The organism is Aquirhabdus parva (genome assembly GCF_003351745.1).
Classification (GTDB): domain Bacteria; phylum Pseudomonadota; class Gammaproteobacteria; order Pseudomonadales; family Moraxellaceae; genus Aquirhabdus; species Aquirhabdus parva.
Genome location: NZ_CP031222.1, coordinates 2687315 through 2708984 on the forward strand (window position 1 = coordinate 2687315; position 21670 = coordinate 2708984).

Below are 21670 nucleotides of genomic sequence, written 5' to 3' on the forward strand. Positions count from 1 at the left end.
GTGTAAAACGATTATGATGACACTCTTAACAGAAAACTTAGCTGAAAAGCGCTTTTGTCATCATTATTGCGAATAATAATGAATTGGAAAACTTTATTGTGAAGATCATATTTTGAAAAAACTTCTTATCGTATCAGGTCGTTCTGGAGCAGGGAAAAGCTCGACACTGCACATGCTTGAAGACCTTGGCTATTATTGTATTGATAATCTGCCTGTCTCTTTGCTGCCTGAAATTGTGGCAAAACTAAACGCCCAAAAAAATATCGAAATGCTGGCGCTAGGGGTTGATGTCAGAACGCCTCAATCCGATCTCATGCAATTCGAAGACATCCTCGAACAACTCCGCCAACATGGCGAGATCGAAGTGATCTTCCTAAATGCTCGCGATGATGTATTGTTGGCCCGCTATGGTGCTACACGCAGACGCCATCCGTTGACGGATCGATACAACACCATTGCAGAAGCTTTGCAAGCAGAAGACTCCTTGCTTTCAGGCATCGCACGTCATGCAACCCTAACGCTGGATACCAGCAACCTGAATGTGCATGAACTGCAACATACGCTGTCCGTAAAAATGGGCCAAAATGAACGTATGATTCTGATTCTACAGTCATTTGGCTACAAGCGCGGTGTTCCCCTTGATGCGGATTTCGTTTTTGATGTGCGTCACCTTCCTAACCCACACTGGCAACCCGAACTACGCGCTCTGACTGGGATGGATCTGGAGGTCCAAGAATTCCTGAACGGTAATGCAGATGTGACGGAAATGTATAATGACATCCTTGCTTTTCTGCTAAAATGGCTTCCAGTTTTCGCAGCAAGTCATCGACATTACTTGACGGTGGCTATTGGTTGTACCGGTGGCCAGCACCGCTCCGTTTATTTGGTTAACCGACTTGCTGATGCACTTAAAGCGCAATGGCCCACCCAAACCCTTCACCGTGAATTAAAGTATTGGTCATGAGTACAGCACAAAACGATCCAATTGACACCACGCTCGACGTGATCAATAAATTAGGCTTACACGCACGTGCTTGCGGCAAGCTTATAGAAGTGACCTCTCGCCATCGCTGTGATATTCGTATTGGTCGAGATGACAGTCTGGTTGACGCAAAAAATATTATGGCTTTGCTGATGTTAGGAGCAGGTAAAGGCTCAACGCTAAGGCTCGTCATCCAAGGATCTGACCAAGACAAAGCTCACGATGCCATACGAGAGTTATTCGCTCTGAGATTTCACGAAGCGGAATAAAGCATTTCTAACCCGTTTTACAGGTACAAGAGGATATTCCCCTTATCTTCTTGAATACTCGCCCTCTATTAATTCTTTATTTTTTAATATTCATTCATTTTTTTAGAGTTGATTTAAAAAACCATTATGCGTAAAAAACCCCATACCGATATCCCTGACTTTGAAGATCTTGAAGATCGCCCAAGTCGAACAGAACAAAAAAAAGCAATGGCTCGCTTACAGCTCTTGGGAGAAAAGCTTGCAGCGTTACCACCAGAGCGCATTAAAGCATTACCCGTCAATGAAGTATTGATCGATAATTTGCTAGAGATGGGTCGTATTCCTAGCTTTGAAGCACGTCGTCGTCAATCGCAACTTATTGGAAAACTGCTCAAACGTGAAGATGAAAGTGCTGTTCTAGCGACTTTTAACGCCAAACAACCCGCAAAAAAGCAAGCACAAATCACACGTTGGGTGGATCGTCTTATTGCACAAGGTGACGGTTCATTAAATGACTTCGTACGCCAATTCCCTGCCGCCGAGCGCCATACTTTACGCCAACACGTCATGCGTGTGCAGAAAGCCAAAGTCGAACAAGCTTCGGAGGAAGAACAAGCAGATGTACTGCGCGCACTCGAAAATTATGTCCATCAAGTAGCCCTGCTTTCTGATTAAAATCCGCCCTTTAGCTGCTGTAATACATAGCGACTACATCAGCTAACACAATAATTCACTATCTGACATAAATTGTCACAGATACACATTGATCACAAACATCCTGCCTATTATCAAATTCACATATCTAACTAATTTATATCAATTAAATATAATAATTTAAAATTGGCACGCCTTCTGCATAATCTCTAACAGAATCAGTACGTACTGATTACTTATTCCTCTAGGAGAGTTAAAATGAATACTGTACAAAAGGGTTTTACATTGATCGAATTGATGATCGTTGTTGCGATTATCGGTATTTTGGCAGCGATTGCTATTCCTGCTTATCAAGATTATATCGCTCGTTCACAAGCCTCTGAGGGTGTGTCTCTTGCGGATGGTATGAAAGTAACCATCGCAGACAATTTGCAAAATGGAGACTGTATTGATAGCGTAACCACAGCTAATAATACAGTAAATGGCAAGTATGTACAAAACGTCCTCTCCACTAAAACCGCTGCTTCTGCAGGAACTCCAGCTGTTTGTCAAGTAACCGCAACTTACGGTAGTGGTACTGCAGGGACTAGCGTTTCAGCTGGTATCAATGGAAAAACATTGATTATGACTCTCAATGGTAATGGATCATGGGTTCAAAGCGGTGGCACTATTCTTGCGAAATATGTTCCTAAAGCTTTAACTACTTCATAAGATGAATTAGATTATTAACCAACAATAGGCTGACAATACGGTCTATTGTTGGTTAACAGATTGAGTAGATGCAATCGTTTCAGTCAAACACTATAAACTTTAAGCATATGAGATATTCATAATATGCCTCCCCGTCTAAAAGCATTTGCTATTCATCTGATTGCATCCATCTTATTAGCCATTTTTGCTTTGATCTTGGTATTTCTCATTTGGTATCCCGCACCACTCGCACAAGCCGTAGGTGTAACTCACATATTCCTACTTATGCTAGGAATCGATGTAATACTAGGGCCACTTCTTACACTATTTGTATACAAAACGGGGAAACGCACACTAAAATTGGATCTAACCATTATTATTGTTATACAGCTTGCAATGTTTGGTTACGGCCTGAATACCGTGGCACAAGGACGTCCAGCTTGGTTAGTATTCAATAACGATCAATTTTACCTCGTACGACCATCCAATATTGACCCGCTAATATCGAGAAAAGCAGCTCCTGAGTATCGTTCGGCATCTTGGTTCGGTCCCAAATGGGTTTCTGTACAGTTACCAAGCGAAAAAATGGCGAGACGATCTATCATTTCAGAAACGCTTCAGTCAGGTGCAGGATTATTCAATAGTCCTACGTTATATGGTCCAATCCAACATGATCTAACCAAAATTGAATCACAAGCGCGTGACTTTCGGGAATTAGAAAAATTTAATTCGCCATTAGCTATTGAATCTACAATAAAAAAATGGCCAAAAGCTATGAAATGGCTACCATTATGGAGCAGCCAAAAAGGAATGACTGTTCTTTTGGATGGAATGGGTAATGTAATTGCAATCACTGACTTAAATCCGTGGAAGCAATAATATAGAACCTATATTATATGTTTGTAAATCTACGCCAAGCGTAGACATAATGAAATTTATAGGCAGTGTCTAACAATAATCCGTACACTTAACAAAAAATGTCTATAATCACAGCATCCAATTAAAACCCTGACACTAAGGTTGCAAGTGACAAAAACCATAATCTCCACACTGGCTGGCTTATCTCTCTTAATATCGTGGCTTATTCCCCATCACTATAACCCTTGGTTAACGAGTGACAGTGAGTTCTTAGCTTTTATTGCCGTATTACTCCTTTCCCCATTATTGTTTAATGCAAAAATCGCCCTACCTCGTATCAGTATCTTTATCGCTTTATGCGCGCTCATTCCAATCATCCAATGGGCATTCGGTGTCATTTTCTTTTTGGGCGATGCGGTTATTGTCTCGTCTTATTTGCTTGGTCTTGCAACTGCAATCATGTTAGGGCATAACTTCGCAGCCAATGAAAATGCCCGAAACCATGCCTACCTAGGTTTAGCCAGCATACTGATTATTGGGTCGGTAATCTCGACATGGCTAGCATTTCGACAATGGCTCCAATTTGATAGTGGCTTTAATAGTTTTTCTGCTTATATCCCACCTAATTCAGGCTATAGACCTTTTGCCAACTTTGGACAACCTAACAACTTAGCAACACTCCTGTGCATGGGTTTGGCTAGCGTTTGGTATTTATTTGAACGACATCTAATTAGACGCATTGCAGGTAGTTTGTTAGCGGTATTTCTGATTTGCGGGGTGACACTCACCCAATCTCGCACCCCCTGGGTCGGATCATTTTTTGTGTTGGTCTGGTGGGCTTGGAAAAGCCGCTTTATCAGCCCTCGCCTTTCTTGGCTCAGCCTGATTGCTTGGATCACCTTATATGTCGTTCTGATCTTAAGTCTGCCGACTGTTACTGACTACTTAAGAGTAGGAGAAGTCGATTTAGCAGGCCACGCACAAGCTTTTGAACGTTTGGGTCTATGGCAACAGTTCAGTCTGGCCGTCATTGATGGCCCATGGTGGGGCTATGGCTGGAATCAGGTCAGTGTGGCGCAATTGGCAATGTCAAATGTGTTTCCAGTAGCACAGATGACTAATTCGAGTCATAACATTTTACTCGACTTGCTTGTCTGGAATGGACCCATTGTCGGGATGATCATGATCTCTGTAATCGGGGTCTGGATTTGCCGTTTGGGATATTCAGCAAGAAATCAGGAAACCATCTTTGGTCTCATGGCGGTGGGTTTTGTACTCATACATGGCATGCTTGAATATCCACTGTGCTATGCCTACTTTCTATTACCTGTGGGATTCCTGCTGGGTTTAAGCAATGGTGAGCTTGCTCAGCCGATTACCTCCCCATTACTACGCTTCAAATGGGCTACCATACCTAATGTCACACTGCCGCACGTTGCATTTGCAAGCTTTTTAGTTTTGAGTGCCGGTTGCATAGCCTGGATTGGGCAAGAGTATTCAAATCTTGATAAGAACTACCGTGCTCAGAAAGTAGTGGAGCAAAATACTGCAAAACCGCTTTCAACCGAAGCCCATGCTATTTTGCTCACTCAACTCCGTGATCGCCTCCGTTTAAAGCACTCAGATCCAGCGGCCCGCATGACAGCTCAGCAATTGGATTGGACGCGCAACGTAGCCTATCGCTATCCACAAATAGCCAATCTTTACCACTATGCCGCAGCATTGGCACTCAATAATCAGCCGACTAAAGCCCAGTTAGAACTCACCAATCTGCGAGCCTTGTATGGTGAAACGGTATACACGAATGCATTGAATCAACTCGAAGCACTGGAAAAACAGACCAGCACATTAAGTACGCCACTGATGCAGAATCAGAAACCTTGCCGGAACCACCGCAAACACACGCATTGCCATAGCGTAATCCAGTGAATTCAAGAGATAGATCAGAGTGACGCAAACAAATTTCTTGCGTCTATCTCATTCCTTTTGAATCCGCCGACAATATCGCTTATACTTCGCCACTAATTTTTTCATGCAATGCGACCCGTAGCTTGTAGAGCCTCTTTTTAAGCTTCCGTACTGCAGAATTTAACTGATTTTAGCTATTTTTTTACAAACAACCCTAATTATCATTTTCTAGGATCGAGGAAACCATGCAAATTACGACTGAAGTGGTCTCTGGGCTAGAGCGCCGCCTGAACGTTACCGTTCCAGCACAACGTGTTAAATCTCAATACGACGCACGTTTGAAGCGCGTTGCCAAAACAGCAAAAATCAACGGTTTTCGTCCAGGTAAAGTGCCACTATCCCGTATCCAAGCTGAATATGGTCAAGGCATTCAACAAGATGTGATCAACGATCTCGTTCGTGATACGGTATTTGAAGCGATTGAACAAGAAAAAATTCAAGCTGTGGGCATGCCAAACATTGAATCAGTCGATGTCAATGATGCTGGCTTAACCTATAAAGCGCTCGTTGAAGTTTACCCAGTTGTGACAGTAAACAGCTTTGATGGTTTAACTGTTGAACGTCAAATCAGCACAGTTAATGATGCCGATGTCGATACTATGGTTGATAATCTACGTAAACAACGTCAAAGTTTTGCCGTTAAAGATGGTGCATCTGCTGACGGCGATCAAGTTACCTTTGATTTCGAAGGCAGCATTGATGGCGAACTCTTTGATGGCGGCGCAGCAAAAGACTTTAAACTGGTCTTGGGCTCAAACAAAATGATTCCTGGCTTTGAAGCCGGCATCGTCGGCATGAAAGCAGGCGAAGAAAAAGTAATCGACGTTACCTTCCCAGCTGATTATCAAGCTGAGAACTTGGCAGGCAAACTGGCTCAGTTCAAAATCAACGTATCACAAGTTGAAACTGCACAGCTTCCAGAAGTTGATGCTCAGTTCCTGCAATTATTCGGTATCGACCTTGCGCCAAATGAAGGTGGAATTGAAAAGCTCAAAGCAGACGTTCGCAAAAACATGGAACGCGAAGTGAAAAGCAGTTTGCGCAACCAACTGAAACAACAAGCATTTGATGCTGTTCTTGCAGCCAATGAAATTGAAGTGCCTAAAGCAATGATCGCTGAAGAAACAACCCGTCAGCGTAAATTGATGCTTCAGCAATTTGCACAGCAATTTGGTGGGGCACAACAATTTGATGAAAGCATGCTGCCTGATGAATTGTTCCGCGACAAAGCAGAACGTTCAGTAAAGCTTGGCGTATTGATCAGCAAAGTTATTGCGGATGCGAACCTGCAAGTGGATCAAGATCGCGTTAAAGCGATGATCGCTGAAACTGCAGAATCCTATGAAGATCCAAGTGAAGTGATTGAATACTACACCAACGACAAGCAACAACGTGCTCAAGTTGAAGCTGTCGTTCTTGAAGACCAAGTCGTTGATCACATTCTTGCGGGTGCTAAAGTGACTGAAGTCACTGTGGACTACCAAGAGCTGTTAAAACGCAACCAACAGCAACAAGGTTAATGCCATCGATTAAAATCAGAAATTAAGACAAGTGCTTAAAATCTGGTTTTCAGATCGATTTGATTAAAAAAGGCGCTAATAGCGCCTTTTTTTACAAATAAATTTTACAGTTGCCCTTTGCAATTTAGTGCAATATCCCCCATATTCAAGAATTAGCCCCTAATATCTACATAGCATTCATATTAAAAGGAAGAGATACGGTGATTGATTTATACACCCCTGAACGCAATGCTCTAGTGCCTATGGTCGTCGAACAGTCTGCTCGCGGCGAACGCTCTTTTGATATTTTTTCTCGCTTGCTCCGTGAACGCGTCATTTTCTTGACTGGCGAAGTTGAAGACCATATGGCGAATCTCGTCGTTGCTCAACTCCTCTTCCTAGAAGCAGAGAACCCAGACAAAGATATTCACTTATATATCAACTCCCCTGGCGGCTCAGTGACTGCAGGTATGGCGATTTACGACACCATGCAATTCATTAAACCCGATGTCTCGACCATTTGTATCGGTCAAGCCTGCTCCATGGGCTCTTTCCTGCTCACCGCGGGCGCCAAAGGCAAGCGTTTTGCACTGGATAACTCGCGTGTGATGATTCATCAACCGCTAGGTGGCTTCCGTGGCCAAGCCTCGGATATCGAGATTCATGCACGTGAAATTCTGTATATCCGCTCAAAACTGAACAGCCTTTTGGCACACCATACGGGTCAATCGGTGGAAACTATCGAAAAAGACACGGATCGCGATAACTTTTTAAGTGCTGAAGCTGCACGCGATTATGGTTTGGTCGATGCTGTGTTAACGAAGCGACCAAGTGTTGCTGAATAAGCTCAACAACAGCTTCGGTTTTGCTATAATTATTCACATTATTACTTGGGAGCTCCCATGACTGACCTTCCCAAAAACTCAGGTCATAGCGACAAGAGTTGTTCATTCTGCGGCAAACGTCAGGATGAAGTTAAAAAACTGATTGCAGGCGAAAACGCATATATCTGCAACGAATGCGTTGATATCTGTATTGATCTGGTTCAGACCCCTGCTCCTGCAGCAACAGGCTCGTGGGCAGAGCGTCCTTTGCCTAAGCCTGCTGAAATTCGTGCAGCGTTGGATCAATATGTGATCGGCCAAGAGCAAGCGAAGAAAACGCTTGCCGTTGCGGTTTACAACCATTACAAACGTTTGAAAGCATCTCATAACGTGCCAGCCAAAACCGGTGCACGTGAAGCTATGGTTGAGCTATCAAAGAGCAATATTCTCCTCGTCGGCCCGACGGGTTCAGGGAAGACGTTGCTTGCTCAAACCTTAGCCCGTCTGCTCGATGTCCCGTTTGCCATGGCCGATGCCACAACCCTCACCGAAGCGGGTTATGTCGGTGAAGATGTTGAGAACATCGTACAAAAACTGCTGCAAAAAGCAGAATACGATGTCGAAAAAGCCCAAATGGGTATTATCTACATTGACGAAATCGATAAAATCAGCCGCAAAAGCGACAACCCTTCCATCACCCGCGATGTTTCCGGTGAAGGCGTCCAGCAAGCTTTGCTCAAAATGATCGAAGGCACGGTTGCGTCTATTCCACCACAAGGCGGCCGTAAGCATCCACAGCAAGAGTTTGTGCAAGTTGATACCTCAAACATTCTCTTCATTTGCGGTGGCGCCTTCTCGGGTCTAGAGAAAGTGGTTAAACAGCGCAGTGAAAAAGGCGGCATTGGCTTTGGTGCTGATGTGAAGAGCAAAGATGGAACCAAGACTTTGGGACAATTGTTCCGCGAAGTCGAACCGGAAGATCTGATCAAATATGGTCTGATCCCTGAGTTCATTGGTCGTTTACCTGTGCTGGCTACGCTTGAAGAGCTGGATGAACAAGCCCTGATTCAGATTTTGACCGAACCACGTAATGCATTAACCAAACAGTACCAACGTCTGTTTGAAATGGAAAATGTGGATTTGTCTTTTGACGAAGCATCGTTAAAAGCGGTTGCCAAGAAAGCACTGGAACGTAAGACTGGTGCCCGTGGTCTGCGTTCAATTCTGGAAAACGTACTCTTGGACACGATGTACGATCTACCTTCCATGAAAGATGTCGGTACCGTTCAAGTGACTGAAGCAGTCATCAACAGCGGTGAGAAGCCTACGCTTAAGCCAGAACGTCTTCCGGCAGTCGCCAACGACAGCAAAGACCCGTTAGAGCATTTGCAAGTTCTAGAAAACACTCAAAAACTTGCTTAAACTCCCTCGGTCATTGATCTGATCTAAAGCCGCCTATACAAAGGCGGCTTTTTATTGGCGAATGAATCGCGAATACATAACTCTGACAAACCAGTGCCACTTTTTTGACTATCGTAGACTCATGCACTTGCCCGCAATTCATCCACGATAGAACAAGAGCTTGAGAGTTTTATGCCTGTAACATCAATGACCCAGCGTTTCTTATTACTCATTTTACTCACCGGGCTGCTGTTACTAAGCTATCAAGTTCTTGTCTTTTTTATTTCCCCTGTACTCTGGGCGGCCATACTGGCTTATGTCACATGGCCCCTTTATAGCCGCCTGCGCAGCCGATTGGGGGAACGCAATAATTTAAGCGCCCTACTCATGACCTTTGCACTGATCTTGGTTGTCGGTATCCCCGTACTCATTGGAACTTTCTTACTACAACAAGAAGCCCGTAATCTCTATCTCAGTCTGCAAGGACAAATTGCCGAAGGGCGACTCATCGTGCCAGATTCCGTGCTGAGCTTACCTGCAATTGGCGGTGAGATTAAAATCATTGTCGATAAAATCAATAACGATCCGAGTGAAACAGTACAAATGATTCGTCAGTGGACCCAAGCCCATCTGACCTACGGTAAAGTGATTATCAATGAAATCTCTCGCAATGCCGCAAAACTTGGCTTTGCCTTAATGACGGTATTCTTTCTCTATCGTGATGGCGATACCGTACTCAAGCAAATCCGTCGAGCGCTGCACCACATCATGGGACAACGCGTGGATGGCTATCTGTCTGAAATTGGTCTCACCACGCAGGCGGTGGTCTATGGTATTGGGTTAACGGCATTGGCTCAGGCGTTACTTGCAGGTATTGGATATGCGTTTGCTGGTGCCCCTAGCCCAATCCTCCTCACTGTCATGACATTGTTATTCGCCTTGATCCCTTTTGGAACTCCGTTTGCGTGGGGTGGCGTCAGCTTATGGCTTCTTGCTCAAGGCCATACGATACCCGCCATTGGCTTGGCACTTTGGGGAGGGCTGGTAGTGAGCTGGGTGGATAATATTATTCGCCCCATGGTCATCTCTGGAGTCACGCAGGTGCCCTTCTTACTGATCATGTTCGGTGTTTTAGGAGGGCTGGGTGCCTTTGGTCTCGTAGGCTTATTTATCGGGCCTGTCATTCTGGCCGTTTTACTCGCAGTCTGGCGCGAATGGCAAGCACGTGGCATCGTGATTGATGATGAACAAGCCATCCCCGAAGAGCAGCCATAACAACTCCTCAATGTTCAATCATCGGGCACGCTAAAGCGTTCGAGTACGGCATTGAGGTAATTAAAGCCCAATGCCGAACAAACCAGCTGTGATGGATTTGGCTGCATTAGCTGTTCTTGCTGCAATGCGCTAACCGTAGACCAGATTCGATCAAGCGATAATCCTGTCCGCTCTGCAAAGTAAGATTGTGGCACGCCATCTACCAAACGCAATGCATTCATCATAAACTCAAAAGGTAAGTCTTCTGCTATCACAGGCTCAAACTGTAAGGCAGGGGCCGGAACCTGCGCTAAATAATCCTTGGGCAATCGTGACTTTTGGAACCGATAAATCGTAGGCGTCTCACTGTCCTGCTCTTGCACAGTGATTTTGCCGTGAGCGCCCGCACCGATTGCTAGATAATCACCAAACTGCCAATAGTTTAGGTTATGACGACTGGGCAGCTCCTTCGCCCAAGCGGAGACCTCATATTGCACATACCCATGCGCACGCAATAACGCCTCACCAGCCGACTGGATGTCTGCCAAGCGATCTTCATCAGGAAGTACGGGCTGAGTCCGAAAAAAAACTGTATTGGGTTCAATCGTCAATTGATACCAAGAGATATGCGTTGCCCCACAGTCCATTGCGCTCTGGAGATCAAACAGGGCCATTTCCACCGTTTGATTAGGTAATCCATGCATCAAATCCACATTCAATCGATCAAAACCATCTGCGCGCGCACGTGCAATCGCAAGTCTAGCCTCATCTGAGCCATGAACTCGCCCTAATGTATGCAACAGCTCATCATTAAACGTCTGTACACCCAGTGACAATCGGTTAATACCTGCAATCAGATACTCTGAGAAAGGCGCATGTTCGAGCGTTCCCGGATTAGCTTCTAACGTGATTTCACAATCAGCGGCAAACTCAAAAATTTGGCGTAGCTCAGCGAAAAGCCATTGATAACCTGCTGCAGAAATGAGAGATGGCGTCCCTCCCCCAATGAACACACTCACCAAAGGTCGATTCTGGGCCCATGCGGCTTGCTGCTTGGCATCGGCGAGCAGCGCAGAAAGATACTCTTGCTCTAAACTGATGGATAACGTGCCTTCTACCGAAAATGTACCTTGCGGCACGGCATGTGAGTTAAAATCACAATAAGGGCATTTTTTTACGCACCATGGCATGTGGATATACAATGCTAAGGGAATGTGAGAATCAACAGTGATAAAAGGACTCAAAACGGGAGCATCCTATGGCCTATTGGCTAATGAAATCTGAACCAGAAACATTTGGCATTGAACATCTTAAAGCACGTGGCACGGCACTTTGGGATGGCGTACGTAACTATCAGGCACGTAACTTTTTACGACAAATGGCTGTGGGTGATGAAGCACTATTCTACCACTCAAACACCAAAGTGCCGGGAATAGTTGGACAGATGACGATTAGTCGTGCGGGCTATCCAGACCCTACGCAGTTTGATCCCCATCACAAATACTATGATCCGAAATCGACATTGGATAATCCACGCTGGACAGGCGTCGATGTTAAGTTTGGTGAAATCTGGTCGAAGCAACTACCGCTGGAACAATTACGATTGATGCCGGAGCTTGAAAGCCTCGCTTTGGTTCGCCGTGGCAATCGTCTTTCGCTCATGCCTGTCAGTCCTGCTGAATGGCAAGCCATTATGAAGAAGCATCAAAGCCTATAACGTCCAATATAGAATTTCAATCTTGAGATTGAATATCACGCAAGACCGAAAAAAAGGAATATTCATGTTACACAACAAAAAAATGCTACTCATCGGCCTGACCGCCAGCATCCTGCTCTCTGGCTGTGGCGGCGGTACGGGTGATGCGATTGTTGATGCGATTACACCGCCGGCCCTCACCGATGGTGCTGGAGGCCGTTTCTACGGCTATTATGTACAAAGTGCAGATACCGCAGATACGCCCTCAACCGTAGGCGGAATGTATCTGTCTTTGCCCAATAGTGAAGGCGGGTTTAATGGTCGTATGTCTTATCAATTCTTTGATTGTCAGCGGACCAATGCCCTGCAAATCACAGGGCAAAAAACTACGGCTTACCTCACCGGAAAAACCGTAGGCTCGCTAGACACCTTGAATTGGGATCAGCTGAATCCTACATTTGCGGCAACATTCTCAGGTAGCTACTCTCGGGCAACCGATAATTATTCTGGCAAATACAATCGCATAGACAAAAGTGGTGATGATCGTAAAACCGTCAATAACTGTGGAAGTTATACCGTTGCAGATAAAGGTACTTGGCAAGTTTACAAAGACTCCGTTACTTTTCCCAATAATTTTGCATTAACGCAAACTGGCGATCTGATTAACTGGACCTTTGTAAGCAACGCCACTCGCGCAGTGGTCTTGATTGTCGATCCAAGCCAAGTGGATAGTTCAAACAATGCGGTTGTGCGTCAGATCATTGCACCTGCAACGACGCTCATCACCAATGCAGTTAATAATAATGTCGCCCGCGGTCAACAATATCTGGCAGTGGTTGAACTGTTTGATATCAATAATACGCCTGTGGCTTTTAAGACCCTTGCCGTCAAGTTCTAATGGCCCCATAACAGCCTTTTTCGATATCGAATATTGCTGAAACTATTTTTCAGCAATATTCATTCTAAAATCTCATCAACGAAGGAAAACCATGACTACACCATCAACTCCTGCCATCCCAAGTTTTCCCTGTCCTCAGTGCGGTAAGCCGTCCCACTGGACCGACAATCCCAGCAGACCTTTTTGCTCTGAGCGCTGTAAACTGATTGATTTAGGCGCATGGGCCAATGAAGAATATCGAGTTCCAGAACGTCAAACTACGACTCGCTATGATACCAATCATGATGATGAGGTATAGAGCAAGGTCATGAGGTAAATACGACATCCGACTCTTTAAGAGCGGCGATAGGCACTTGATCATAGTGCATGACCAGATTCGTACCATTCTGCTGGGCTTGAGCGAGTGCTTGTTCAGCTTGTATCAAAATTGAATCGGCTCCCACCATGCCAAAAGGCAGACAGGTAGAGACACCAATACTCGCCGTTATCTGTATCTCAAGTCCAAACCCATCTGCAATGATGAGATTCTCAATCCGAACCCTGATTCGCTCTGCGACAGCCAAACCCACTTCACGATGGGCAGCAGATAAAATCACAATAAAATGATCATCGTCGAAGCTGCCTGCTAAATCTTGATTACGCAAACTAAGCTGTAAAAGTTTGGCAATCTTTTTCTTCAACTCATTGCAAAAAGTACGGCCATACGTTTTTTGAATATATTCAATTCTGTCGATGGCAATTAACAAAGTCGATATTTCTTTCTGATCTGAACTCAGTGTCACTAAACGCTCTAAGTGTTGATCAATACTGTAGCGACTTAGAAGATGGGTAAGCGAGTCTAGTTTGCTTTGCATCGCCGCATCGCGTTCGCGTTGACTCCATTGCCTTAAAATCACATCCATAATAAATAAGATAAATAGCAAAGGTGGCAGGGTAAAATAAAGCTGACTATATAAATAAAACGATGCAAAACCTTGCATCCCCACTAGGTCCTGATGGGTGAACAGTGGCGCATAAGGAATCACGTTCAGATTACTGGCTATAGTTAAAAGTACCATAGTCAACATCGTCAGAACGGCCATGATCAGCACAATTTTACGCGGAAATAAAACTAGTCCAATCAAAGGTGTTCCAATTACAAATACCCCTGTCGCAGGACTCAAGACGCCTAAACAATATCCTGATATACACATCGCAGTTGCGAAAAAGATGATACAAAAGATTGGAAAATAACGATTGACCCGCGCACTGGTCCGCCATGTATAGCCAAAAATCATTGCAGCAAATGCAATCATCAGAATGACCACATCTTTCCATAGTAAGATCGTCGAATTGACATTAATGAAATGGTGTAATGTTGGATGAAGCATGACAAAAGCAACATACAGCGCATACGATGTAAATAACACAACCATAATCGCAAGCAAGAGGATGCTCTTTTGAATAAAGCTCCACTCAATAATGATCAAAGAGCTGAGGTTTTTTTGGCGTATGTCACGAATGTGTTGTCTAATTTTTTTAAGTGTTAATGCTTGGGCCACCATGGTTCACATACCCATTTTAATAATATACGCTCAAAAATCAGAGCAGATCGAAAGTTCAAGCCTTCCATTCGATATGGCCTAAATTCAATACATTTTAGCGATTTATAGTGACCTAGTATACAAATTATCGACTAACAGTTTATTAAATTGAAGGAGGTATGGGATATGCCCCCATATGTTTAACCAGTGCCCCTTCTTCACTAACTTCAGCTTTAGCATCATAAATATGGAAATCGGGGGCTTGCTCTACAACCAACTGATCAAAATGAATGACTTGATTCCGTCCGGCATTCTTAGCGAAATAGAGCGCTTGATCGGCCTCGTGTAGCATAGGATCGATACCCGTCATCACTTGGGGGGCGCAACTGGATACCCCAACACTGGTCGTGATCTTAATCTCTTGTCCGTTTTTATCCAGAATGCGAATCGCTTGTATGCGATTACGTATCCGCTCCGCCACTTGCATACCTACCTGACGCTCAGAGCGGGCAAGGACAACGATAAACTCTTCACCACCAAAGCGTCCTGCGACATCATTTTTACGCATACTCTGTTGTAGCACCTGACCAACCGCCTTGAGTACCTCATCACCGATCATATGACCATGAGTATCATTAATCTGTTTAAAGTGATCAAGGTCCAAAATCAAAATCGAGATTCGCTCCGCTTCCGTACTTTCAATAATCAAGCGCTCAAGATGTTCATTAATCGTTCGCCGATTAAACAGATTGGTCAATGAATCGAGTTGACTGAGTAACGTCACTTCCCGCCCACGCATATGCCATTGCTTTAAAATCACATCAGCAGCAACCAAGATAATTAGCGACGGGGGCAGCATAAAATACATCTGGCTATAGAAATAGAAGCGTGAATGCTGCTTTAAATCTAAAATACCGCCGCTAGCAAAGAGTGGTGCATACGCAATCCAGCCTGATACACCAGCAAAAGCAAGCGATGTCATCAAAATCGTCGCAAGTATGGTCACCCACAACACCATCCCACGTGGAAACAAAGCGAGTCCGATCAGTGGCGTGCCGATGAGGAAGATGCCCGTGGCAGGGCTCATGGCACCAACCAGATACCCAGTAAGGCACATGGAGATCGCATAAAAGACAATAATAAAGAGAGGTAGATGTCGATTAGCCCAAGCACTTTTACGCCAGATATAGCAACAACAGAAGAAAATAGCAGCAAGTAGGGTGACTAGAATATCTTTCCAAATCAAAATTTTGAAAAGAGGAACATTAATATAAGCCGCCCACTCTGGATTCAGCGGTACTGCAAACATATAGAGTACATAGGAAGAATAAAGCATGATCATGAATACGAGCAACAGCATGCTTTTTTGAGCAAAACTCCACTCCATCACGATAACCGAACCAAGCGTCCGTTTATATAATGCAATAATTTGCGCTTTGAGGTCTTTGGGGTTTAAATCACTGATATTCATGTTCCGTCACAAATCAGCTAGCGTGTATTGTTCGTAAGACTGTAATGAAATAGTCTACATCCACCAACTCTTTTATGGTGATTTCCGACCAGCTCACTTATTGCCCTTATGAACGCGTTTTTTTGCTGTGTTGAAAGTCATACGTCCTTTATGACTAGTACGAGTATTCTAGCGCAAAAATTATGCAGTTGTGCTCATTTTTCGTCTGACATTTCATACCTCTGAAACAATCACTTTATTTCAACACTGGTAAAACACCCTATTTGATCGGATATGGGATCCATTTTCACGTTATCATTTGGCATAAGGATTGCTGCACTCTTAGTGATAAAGCCGTCTGACTGCATTGCTTCAGGATAAAAATTTGCTCCTTTTGCACTCTATAGCACAAGTGATGCAAACCAATCCTATATTCATTATTTGCATTAAGGTCGTTATAATCGGCAGAATTAAGACTATAAGTTCATGTGGCTTTCTTGCGTTTTAGATGGCGTAATGGATGTCTGATTTCAAAGCATCGATAGCACGTCAGAATATTAACTCTGTCGAACTATGCGATGAATGCCAAAATGGAGCCTAACTTCGATATGTGCCAATTACTCGGCATGAACTGTGCGACACCAACTGATATTACCTTTTCATTTAAGGGATTCTCGCAGCGTGCGGGCGTGACTTCGGATCATGCCGACGGCTGGGGAATTGCTTTCTTTGAAAATAAAGCCTGTCGCCTGTTTATTGACAATCAATCTGCGGTGAACTCACCGATTGCGGATTGTTTACGTCGTAATCCGATTAAGTCCAAAAACGTGATCGCGCATATTCGTAAAGCTACACAAGGCAATATTGAAGTTGAAAATAGCCATCCGTTCATGCGGGAACTATGGGGGCGGCACTGGATCTTTGCCCATAATGGCGATCTCAAAAATTATGCCCCAGTATTAAATGGCACCTACTTGCCTGTAGGAACGACAGACAGTGAACTGGCGTATTGTGCTCTGTTGCAAGGACTACGAGATCGCTTTGGTAACAATGAACCGGATCTTGCTGAAATTTTCTCGGTGCTGGCCGAACTTGCGCCGACCATTGCAGCCCATGGTACTTTTAACTTTATGCTGTCCAATGGTCAGGCACTCTTTGCTTATGCGACAACAAACTTGCATTGGCTGATTCGCTCGTGGCCTTTTAGCCAAGCCCATCTGGTCGATATGGATCTCGACATCGACTTTAGTCATTATGCTAAGCCTGATGATCGTGTTGCGGTCATTGCAACTGAACCGCTGACAGACAATGAACAGTGGACTGCTTTTACTTCGGGAGAATTACTGGGTTTTGAAAATGGTCATTTACGCTATCAAGCACAAACCCACGTCAAACTCATAGAGCCGCCCACGCAGCCTGTTCAAGAACAAGCCTTTGCCAATGCTGTTTAATTCCCCATAGCAACAAAAAAATCCCTTCCAGAAATAAAAAGGAAGGGATTTTTTTTATCCGATAAAGAAACTAAATCTCTTAGAACACTTGTCGACTCAAAACCATTTTGACAGTGGATTTAAGATATCGCCTCAAAGCCGTCTAGAATAGGATTAATCAGCGCTGCCATCATTTCAATATGGGCAACATCAGCATTCAGCGCTGGGATATATTGATAGGATTGACCACCCGCGCTAAGGAATACGTCACGATTTTCGATCGCAAGTTCTTCTAGCGTTTCTAAACAGTCTGCTGAAAACGCGGGACTGATAATCTGTACCGACTTGACGCCCGCTTGCGCCCACTCAGTCAGCAATACATTGGTATAGGGCTTAACCCACTCTTGTTTGCCAAAGCGCGATTGAAAGCTGATTGCCCACTGATCATCACGTAAACCCAATGCCTCTGCCACACGTTTAGCTGTCACATGACAACGCTCAGGGTAAGGATCGCCGCGCTCTGCATAAGGGATAGGAATACCATGAAAGGACATTAGCAGTCGATCAGGAGTCCCATGCTCAACTTGATAACGTCGCACACTATCAGCAAGCGCTTGGATATATAAGGGATGCGCAAAATAATCTTTAATAAAGGTCACTGTGGGTAAATTGCGCTGTGTCTGCATCCAGCGTGTTGCCACATCATAAACAGCGCCCGTGGATGTAGCTGAATACTGCGGAAAAAGCGGCAAGATAATGATCTGCTCGACCCCATCAGCGGATAAACGATCCAATGCTGCTGCCAAACTCGGAGTACCATACGTCATCGCAGGCAGCACCGCGACATCCCGATGTACTATCTGAAAATCAAGCATTTGCTGAAGTGCATTGGCCTGCGCGTTCAAAATTAACCGCATCGGTGAATCACCCATGGCCCAGATCGAAGCGTAGGCATGCGCAACACGCTTGGGCCGAAATGGCAGCACAAACAGATTAAGAATGATTGCCCAGATAACCCGCGGAATCTCTATCACCCGCGAATCGGAGAGAAACTCGCGTAAAAAACGCCGCACAGCCTGCGGCGTTGGCGCATCAGGGGTACCGAGATTAACGAGGAGCACAGCACGTTGGATTGCAGAAGTATCCTGGGAATTCGATGTCATCTATGAACCTGTTTCAAGGCGCTGACCTGCCATGAGTTTATTAAGTTGACTCTCTCCCTGCGGTGATAAGCCCCATAGGATGCGATGCTTTTCATCACGGCCGACTGGGACAATCCATTTATTATTTTTAAGCTGCATTTTAATGGCATGCAATGCACGAATATTAATCTGACAGCGAGCAGTCGCATGGGCACGCGGCATGGAATCTTTGACATCGCCCAGTGCTGAGATGTTCAAATAATCATTGATGATCCGCGCAAAGTCCTCTTCAGGTGCAGGCGGACGAAAGCCCGGACCCATTGCCATGAGCAGTTCATTCCATGACATTTGACGACGTGGACGCAGTTCTCGGAAATTACCATCCTGATAGGCATGAACACGATAGTCAAAAGCAACCACCTCATCCCCACGGACCACTGGGACCTCAAGCGGTGCCGGTTTTTCTTCGATATCCACAAAAGCCTGTTCAACTTCGGCATCCACAGGGGTCGGTCTCGCTGTAGAGCGACCACGACCTAGCGTCGTCAGTTGTTGAACTTTAAGACGTAGCTTCTCATTTTCAGCCTGCAATGCTTGCATCGGCCCATCGTTTGGACGCACCCAACCCAAGGAGGGGTAACGCTGTGTAAGTTGTGGCATGGCATGACGCAAAATCACTTCAAGTTCACGCGGTTCGCGGAACGTGACCACCATATCACGCTCGCGTTGCAATTGACGGCGGAAATCTTGAAATTTAACCTGCCCTTCTTGCGTCTTTTCCTGAAAATCTGGGGAACGCGTCTCAGGTGACTCGTGCAGAATCACAAAAACTGGTTTTTGTTTGGTAATGGCATAGATGTATTCAAGATGGACGTAACTGACGCCCGAAGCCGATAATTCACCATAGCGAGAACCCAGCATCAATACGAAATAATCGCAATCATCGATTTGACGGCGAGCAAAAGCTGTCGTCAGCGGTGTACGAGTCTCTAGTCCCCACGAGAAAAAGCCTAAACTGGCCAAAGTTTGTGCCAGTACCGACCGCTCAGCTTGCATATCCGCGCCAGTCGTACTGATAAATACATGATACCGCTTGTCGATCATCTGATCGCTCCCATTCATGACTGCCTTTGGCAATCTGCAGATTCATCCTTTTCTGCTTTCCCGATGAGTGTACATTTGCAAAGATGAGCACGCAACTAGCTCAACGCCCAACTCATGCAATAAATACGTCAATATGTGACATATTCTGCATAAAAGTGTTAAAAAGCATCATCCGCCTAAATTAACATCACCTCTCAACGATAAACTTTGCAGTCTGAGCATGAATAAGCCGTGACAAAAAATGTCACTATCGCCCTTGTGTCATGCGCGCCAGTAAGGTTAAAAAGCCCTGCATAAACACCAACTCCTGATCGACCTCGCGTACGGCGGCATAGAGCGTACGGCGTAATCCTAGCGGAGCTGCTTCAGCATTTTTTGGAATTAAACGGCGACTGACCACCCAGCCTTTTTGCTCATAATCCTTCACCACCCAATCGGGTAATGCCGCTATACCACGACCACTCGCGACTAACTGAATCAGCATCGGCGTCAGTTCAGTAGTGCGTAATTGAGCAGGCTTTAAGCCATAAGGGGTTAAATACCCCGCGACAATATCTAGTCGAGTCGGCTCAACCGGATAAGCAATTAGCGTCTGTGCTGCGACTTCTTCGGCATGAATCACCTCTTGTGCAGCAAGGGGGTGCGATGGTGCCAGGACTAGCCGGGATTCATAGTCAAATAAGCGCAGATACTGAATGCCCTTGACGGGTAAGCAATCGGTAGTGACCAATAAATCAATCTCGCCCTGCTGTAACTGCGTATGGGGCTCTGGCTCAAAACCACTGGCAAAGTCTAAATCGACATCGGGAAAATCCTGCCGATAGCGATTCAGAACCGGCATTAACCAGTCGAAGCAGCTATGGCACTCCGATGCCAGCAACAAACGACCAGTTTGTCCATGCGCCAGTCGCGTAAGTTCCGCACGCGTCATCTGTACCAACGGTAAGACTTGATCGGCAAGCTGGAGTAAGCGTAATCCGGCTGCTGAAAACTGGAGAGGCTTGGTCTTGCGATTGACCAACGACATCGATAACCATTGCTCAAGCTCTTTGAGTTGATGTGACAACGCTGAGGGGGTGAGGTGTAGATGCTCAGATGCGGCGGCCAAGGAGCCTTGCTCACGGAGCGCGTGCAATGTTTTCAAGTGGCGAATTTCCAGCATGAAGCGCACCTTTTCAAAATAAAAATATTTTAATGTTAATATTATTCATCTTATCATGAAAAAGATGAGCCTAATTCATGTTTGTAAAATAGTCACACTAGAACAGCGAAATTCTTGTTAGGCCGTAATAAAAATTAACCACGACTCATATCTTTGGATATCCGCGCATTGGCGAAAAACGTGAAATGAAGTTTGCGGAAGAATTTTATTTAGCAGCCGTTTCTATTCCAAGTAAAATGTAAAGTTTACTTGACATATTTTTATTTAACACTAAGATGTAAAGCATACTTTACATCTCTGGGGGTGCATGATGATCTCAACAAACTATAAATATGCTTACTTGGCTGAATTAACAGGCTCACTACTGGTGTATTTCATTACACTTGCGGCGTCTTTAACGCTCGGCGAACGAGTGTCGGGTATCTCGCAAACTCTTATCTATATTACCCCCATGTTGCCTGTACTCTTGATTATTTGGGCGATCGTTCGACAGTTTCGCCGCTCCGACGAACTTCTGCGTAAAACAATTCTCGAGCATATTGCAATTGCTACAGCAATTACTGTGGGTTGGACATTTACCTATGGCTTCCTTGAAAATGCAGGTTATCCCAAATTGAGTATGTTTATGGTTTGGCCAGTAATGGGGGTACTGTGGGCAATCCTTGCCATTTTTGATCGACGATACCATCAATGAAGAATATTATCCGTGATTTACGCGCAGAGCGCGGCTTAAGCCAAGCCGCTTTAGCCGATTTACTAGGAGTATCACGTCAAACCATCAACGCGATAGAAACGGGGCGCTACGACCCCAGTCTGCCTCTCGCATTTGCGATAGCTAAGATATTCTCATTAAACATTGAGGCCATTTTCTCTATTGATGAGTAAAA

23 protein-coding genes are annotated in these 21670 nt (G+C 44.9%); 17 read left to right on the top strand and 6 right to left on the bottom strand.

What is annotated here, in order from left to right:
• Nucleotides 1-112 precede the first annotated feature (112 nt).
• The 10 genes from rapZ (at nt 113) to HYN46_RS12130 (ending at nt 10399) form a co-directional block, all read left to right on the top strand.
• Entirely contained in the window at nt 113-964 is an 852-nt protein-coding gene (gene rapZ / locus HYN46_RS12085; protein WP_114899621.1) for an RNase adapter RapZ, read from the top strand.
• A complete protein-coding gene (locus HYN46_RS12090; protein WP_114899622.1) occupies nt 961-1251 on the top strand; it encodes an HPr family phosphocarrier protein in 291 nt (96 codons plus the stop codon). Before rapZ ends, HYN46_RS12090 begins: the two co-directional genes overlap by 4 nt.
• Before the next feature lie 126 nt (nt 1252-1377).
• Entirely contained in the window at nt 1378-1905 is a 528-nt protein-coding gene (gene yjgA / locus HYN46_RS12095; protein WP_114899623.1) for a ribosome biogenesis factor YjgA, read from the top strand.
• Between the two features lie 237 nt (nt 1906-2142).
• Nucleotides 2143-2595, top strand: coding sequence for a pilin (locus HYN46_RS12100; RefSeq protein ID WP_114899624.1), 453 nt, complete (start codon nt 2143-2145; stop codon nt 2593-2595).
• A 123-nt stretch (nt 2596-2718) separates the two neighbouring features.
• Nucleotides 2719-3453 (top strand): TfpX/TfpZ family type IV pilin accessory protein, encoded by a 735-nt coding sequence (tfpZ, locus tag HYN46_RS12105; RefSeq protein WP_114899625.1) that lies wholly within the window; start codon nt 2719-2721, stop codon nt 3451-3453.
• A gap of 147 nt (nt 3454-3600) precedes the next feature.
• A complete protein-coding gene (locus HYN46_RS12110; RefSeq protein ID WP_162818184.1) occupies nt 3601-5361 on the top strand; it encodes a PglL family O-oligosaccharyltransferase in 1761 nt (586 codons plus the stop codon).
• 224 nt (nt 5362-5585) lie between these two features.
• Nucleotides 5586-6920, top strand: coding sequence for a trigger factor (tig, locus tag HYN46_RS12115; protein WP_114899627.1), 1335 nt, complete (start codon nt 5586-5588; stop codon nt 6918-6920).
• A gap of 203 nt (nt 6921-7123) precedes the next feature.
• The gene (gene clpP / locus HYN46_RS12120) at nt 7124-7744 is read left to right on the top strand and encodes an ATP-dependent Clp endopeptidase proteolytic subunit ClpP (protein WP_265935993.1); all 621 of its coding nucleotides are present in this window, start codon (nt 7124-7126) and stop codon (nt 7742-7744) included.
• A 57-nt stretch (nt 7745-7801) separates the two neighbouring features.
• Nucleotides 7802-9145 (top strand): ATP-dependent protease ATP-binding subunit ClpX, encoded by a 1344-nt coding sequence (gene clpX, locus HYN46_RS12125; RefSeq protein WP_114899628.1) that lies wholly within the window; start codon nt 7802-7804, stop codon nt 9143-9145.
• Nucleotides 9146-9316: 171 nt separating this feature from the next.
• Nucleotides 9317-10399, top strand: a complete 1083-nt coding sequence (locus HYN46_RS12130; RefSeq protein ID WP_114899629.1) for an AI-2E family transporter — start codon at nt 9317-9319, stop codon at nt 10397-10399.
• Between the two features lie 14 nt (nt 10400-10413).
• Here HYN46_RS12130 and hemW read toward each other — a convergent pair whose 3' ends face one another.
• Nucleotides 10414-11622 carry a radical SAM family heme chaperone HemW gene (hemW, locus tag HYN46_RS12135; protein ID WP_265935979.1) on the bottom strand — a complete coding sequence of 403 codons (1209 nt, stop codon included), beginning with the start codon at nt 11620-11622 and terminating at the stop codon, nt 10414-10416.
• 14 nt (nt 11623-11636) lie between these two features.
• Here hemW and HYN46_RS12140 point away from each other — a divergent pair, with 14 nt between their 5' ends.
• The 3 genes from HYN46_RS12140 to HYN46_RS12150 all read left to right on the top strand — a co-directional run bounded on the left by HYN46_RS12140 (nt 11637) and on the right by HYN46_RS12150 (nt 13270).
• A complete protein-coding gene (locus HYN46_RS12140) occupies nt 11637-12095 on the top strand; it encodes an EVE domain-containing protein (RefSeq protein WP_114899630.1) in 459 nt (152 codons plus the stop codon).
• A gap of 64 nt (nt 12096-12159) precedes the next feature.
• On the top strand, nt 12160-12972 hold the full coding sequence (locus tag HYN46_RS12145; RefSeq protein ID WP_114899631.1) for a hypothetical protein: 813 nt from the start codon (nt 12160-12162) through the stop codon (nt 12970-12972).
• A gap of 115 nt (nt 12973-13087) precedes the next feature.
• The gene (locus HYN46_RS12150) at nt 13088-13270 is read left to right on the top strand and encodes a DNA gyrase inhibitor YacG (RefSeq protein ID WP_114900742.1); all 183 of its coding nucleotides are present in this window, start codon (nt 13088-13090) and stop codon (nt 13268-13270) included.
• Nucleotides 13271-13277: 7 nt separating this feature from the next.
• Here HYN46_RS12150 and HYN46_RS12155 read toward each other — a convergent pair whose 3' ends face one another.
• Together HYN46_RS12155 and HYN46_RS12160 are read right to left on the bottom strand one after the other, a co-directional pair.
• Nucleotides 13278-14399, bottom strand: coding sequence for a GGDEF domain-containing protein (locus HYN46_RS12155; RefSeq protein WP_162818185.1), 1122 nt, complete (start codon nt 14397-14399; stop codon nt 13278-13280).
• Nucleotides 14400-14658: 259 nt separating this feature from the next.
• Nucleotides 14659-15966, bottom strand: a complete 1308-nt coding sequence (locus HYN46_RS12160; RefSeq protein WP_114899633.1) for a GGDEF domain-containing protein — start codon at nt 15964-15966, stop codon at nt 14659-14661.
• Nucleotides 15967-16553: 587 nt separating this feature from the next.
• Between HYN46_RS12160 and HYN46_RS12165 the strand changes: the two genes are divergently transcribed.
• A complete protein-coding gene (locus HYN46_RS12165; RefSeq protein ID WP_114899634.1) occupies nt 16554-17396 on the top strand; it encodes a class II glutamine amidotransferase in 843 nt (280 codons plus the stop codon).
• 119 nt (nt 17397-17515) lie between these two features.
• On the opposite strand, the gene hemH is transcribed toward HYN46_RS12165, so the two are convergent.
• The 3 genes from hemH to HYN46_RS12180 form a co-directional block, all read right to left on the bottom strand.
• Entirely contained in the window at nt 17516-18538 is a 1023-nt protein-coding gene (hemH, locus tag HYN46_RS12170; RefSeq protein ID WP_114899635.1) for a ferrochelatase, read from the bottom strand.
• Entirely contained in the window at nt 18539-19621 is a 1083-nt protein-coding gene (locus HYN46_RS12175) for a DUF4062 domain-containing protein (RefSeq protein WP_114900743.1), read from the bottom strand.
• Nucleotides 19622-19868: 247 nt separating this feature from the next.
• Nucleotides 19869-20783: a LysR family transcriptional regulator gene (locus HYN46_RS12180; RefSeq protein ID WP_114899636.1), complete on the bottom strand. Its 915-nt coding sequence runs from the start codon at nt 20781-20783 to the stop codon at nt 19869-19871.
• A gap of 149 nt (nt 20784-20932) precedes the next feature.
• On the opposite strand from HYN46_RS12180, the gene HYN46_RS17615 reads away from it, so the two are divergent.
• The 3 genes from HYN46_RS17615 to HYN46_RS12195 all read left to right on the top strand — a co-directional run bounded on the left by HYN46_RS17615 (nt 20933) and on the right by HYN46_RS12195 (nt 21668).
• Complete coding sequence (locus tag HYN46_RS17615; protein WP_114900744.1) at nt 20933-21025, top strand: hypothetical protein; 93 nt, start codon at nt 20933-20935, stop codon at nt 21023-21025.
• Nucleotides 21026-21090: 65 nt separating this feature from the next.
• On the top strand, nt 21091-21477 hold the full coding sequence (locus tag HYN46_RS12190) for a hypothetical protein (RefSeq protein ID WP_114899637.1): 387 nt from the start codon (nt 21091-21093) through the stop codon (nt 21475-21477).
• Nucleotides 21474-21668 (top strand): helix-turn-helix transcriptional regulator, encoded by a 195-nt coding sequence (locus tag HYN46_RS12195; protein ID WP_114899638.1) that lies wholly within the window; start codon nt 21474-21476, stop codon nt 21666-21668. The genes HYN46_RS12190 and HYN46_RS12195 overlap by 4 nt, the downstream gene beginning before the upstream one ends.
• The last annotated feature ends 2 nt before the right edge of the window (nt 21669-21670 follow it).

Coding starts and splice junctions, on each gene's coding strand:
- clpX (WP_114899628.1), top strand. CDS start 7,802: ATGACTGACCTTCCCAAAAACTCAGGTCATAGCGACAAGAGTTGTTCA.
- HYN46_RS12160 (WP_114899633.1), bottom strand. CDS start 15,966: ATGAATATCAGTGATTTAAACCCCAAAGACCTCAAAGCGCAAATTATT.
- hemH (WP_114899635.1), bottom strand. CDS start 18,538: ATGACATCGAATTCCCAGGATACTTCTGCAATCCAACGTGCTGTGCTC.
- HYN46_RS12100 (WP_114899624.1), top strand. CDS start 2,143: ATGAATACTGTACAAAAGGGTTTTACATTGATCGAATTGATGATCGTT.
- HYN46_RS12140 (WP_114899630.1), top strand. CDS start 11,637: ATGGCCTATTGGCTAATGAAATCTGAACCAGAAACATTTGGCATTGAA.
- HYN46_RS12090 (WP_114899622.1), top strand. CDS start 961: ATGAGTACAGCACAAAACGATCCAATTGACACCACGCTCGACGTGATC.
- HYN46_RS12145 (WP_114899631.1), top strand. CDS start 12,160: ATGTTACACAACAAAAAAATGCTACTCATCGGCCTGACCGCCAGCATC.
- HYN46_RS12195 (WP_114899638.1), top strand. CDS start 21,474: ATGAAGAATATTATCCGTGATTTACGCGCAGAGCGCGGCTTAAGCCAA.
- HYN46_RS12190 (WP_114899637.1), top strand. CDS start 21,091: ATGATGATCTCAACAAACTATAAATATGCTTACTTGGCTGAATTAACA.
- tfpZ (WP_114899625.1), top strand. CDS start 2,719: ATGCCTCCCCGTCTAAAAGCATTTGCTATTCATCTGATTGCATCCATC.
- HYN46_RS12180 (WP_114899636.1), bottom strand. CDS start 20,783: ATGCTGGAAATTCGCCACTTGAAAACATTGCACGCGCTCCGTGAGCAA.
- tig (WP_114899627.1), top strand. CDS start 5,586: ATGCAAATTACGACTGAAGTGGTCTCTGGGCTAGAGCGCCGCCTGAAC.
- HYN46_RS12175 (WP_114900743.1), bottom strand. CDS start 19,621: ATGATCGACAAGCGGTATCATGTATTTATCAGTACGACTGGCGCGGAT.
- yjgA (WP_114899623.1), top strand. CDS start 1,378: ATGCGTAAAAAACCCCATACCGATATCCCTGACTTTGAAGATCTTGAA.
- HYN46_RS12165 (WP_114899634.1), top strand. CDS start 16,554: ATGTGCCAATTACTCGGCATGAACTGTGCGACACCAACTGATATTACC.
- HYN46_RS12130 (WP_114899629.1), top strand. CDS start 9,317: ATGCCTGTAACATCAATGACCCAGCGTTTCTTATTACTCATTTTACTC.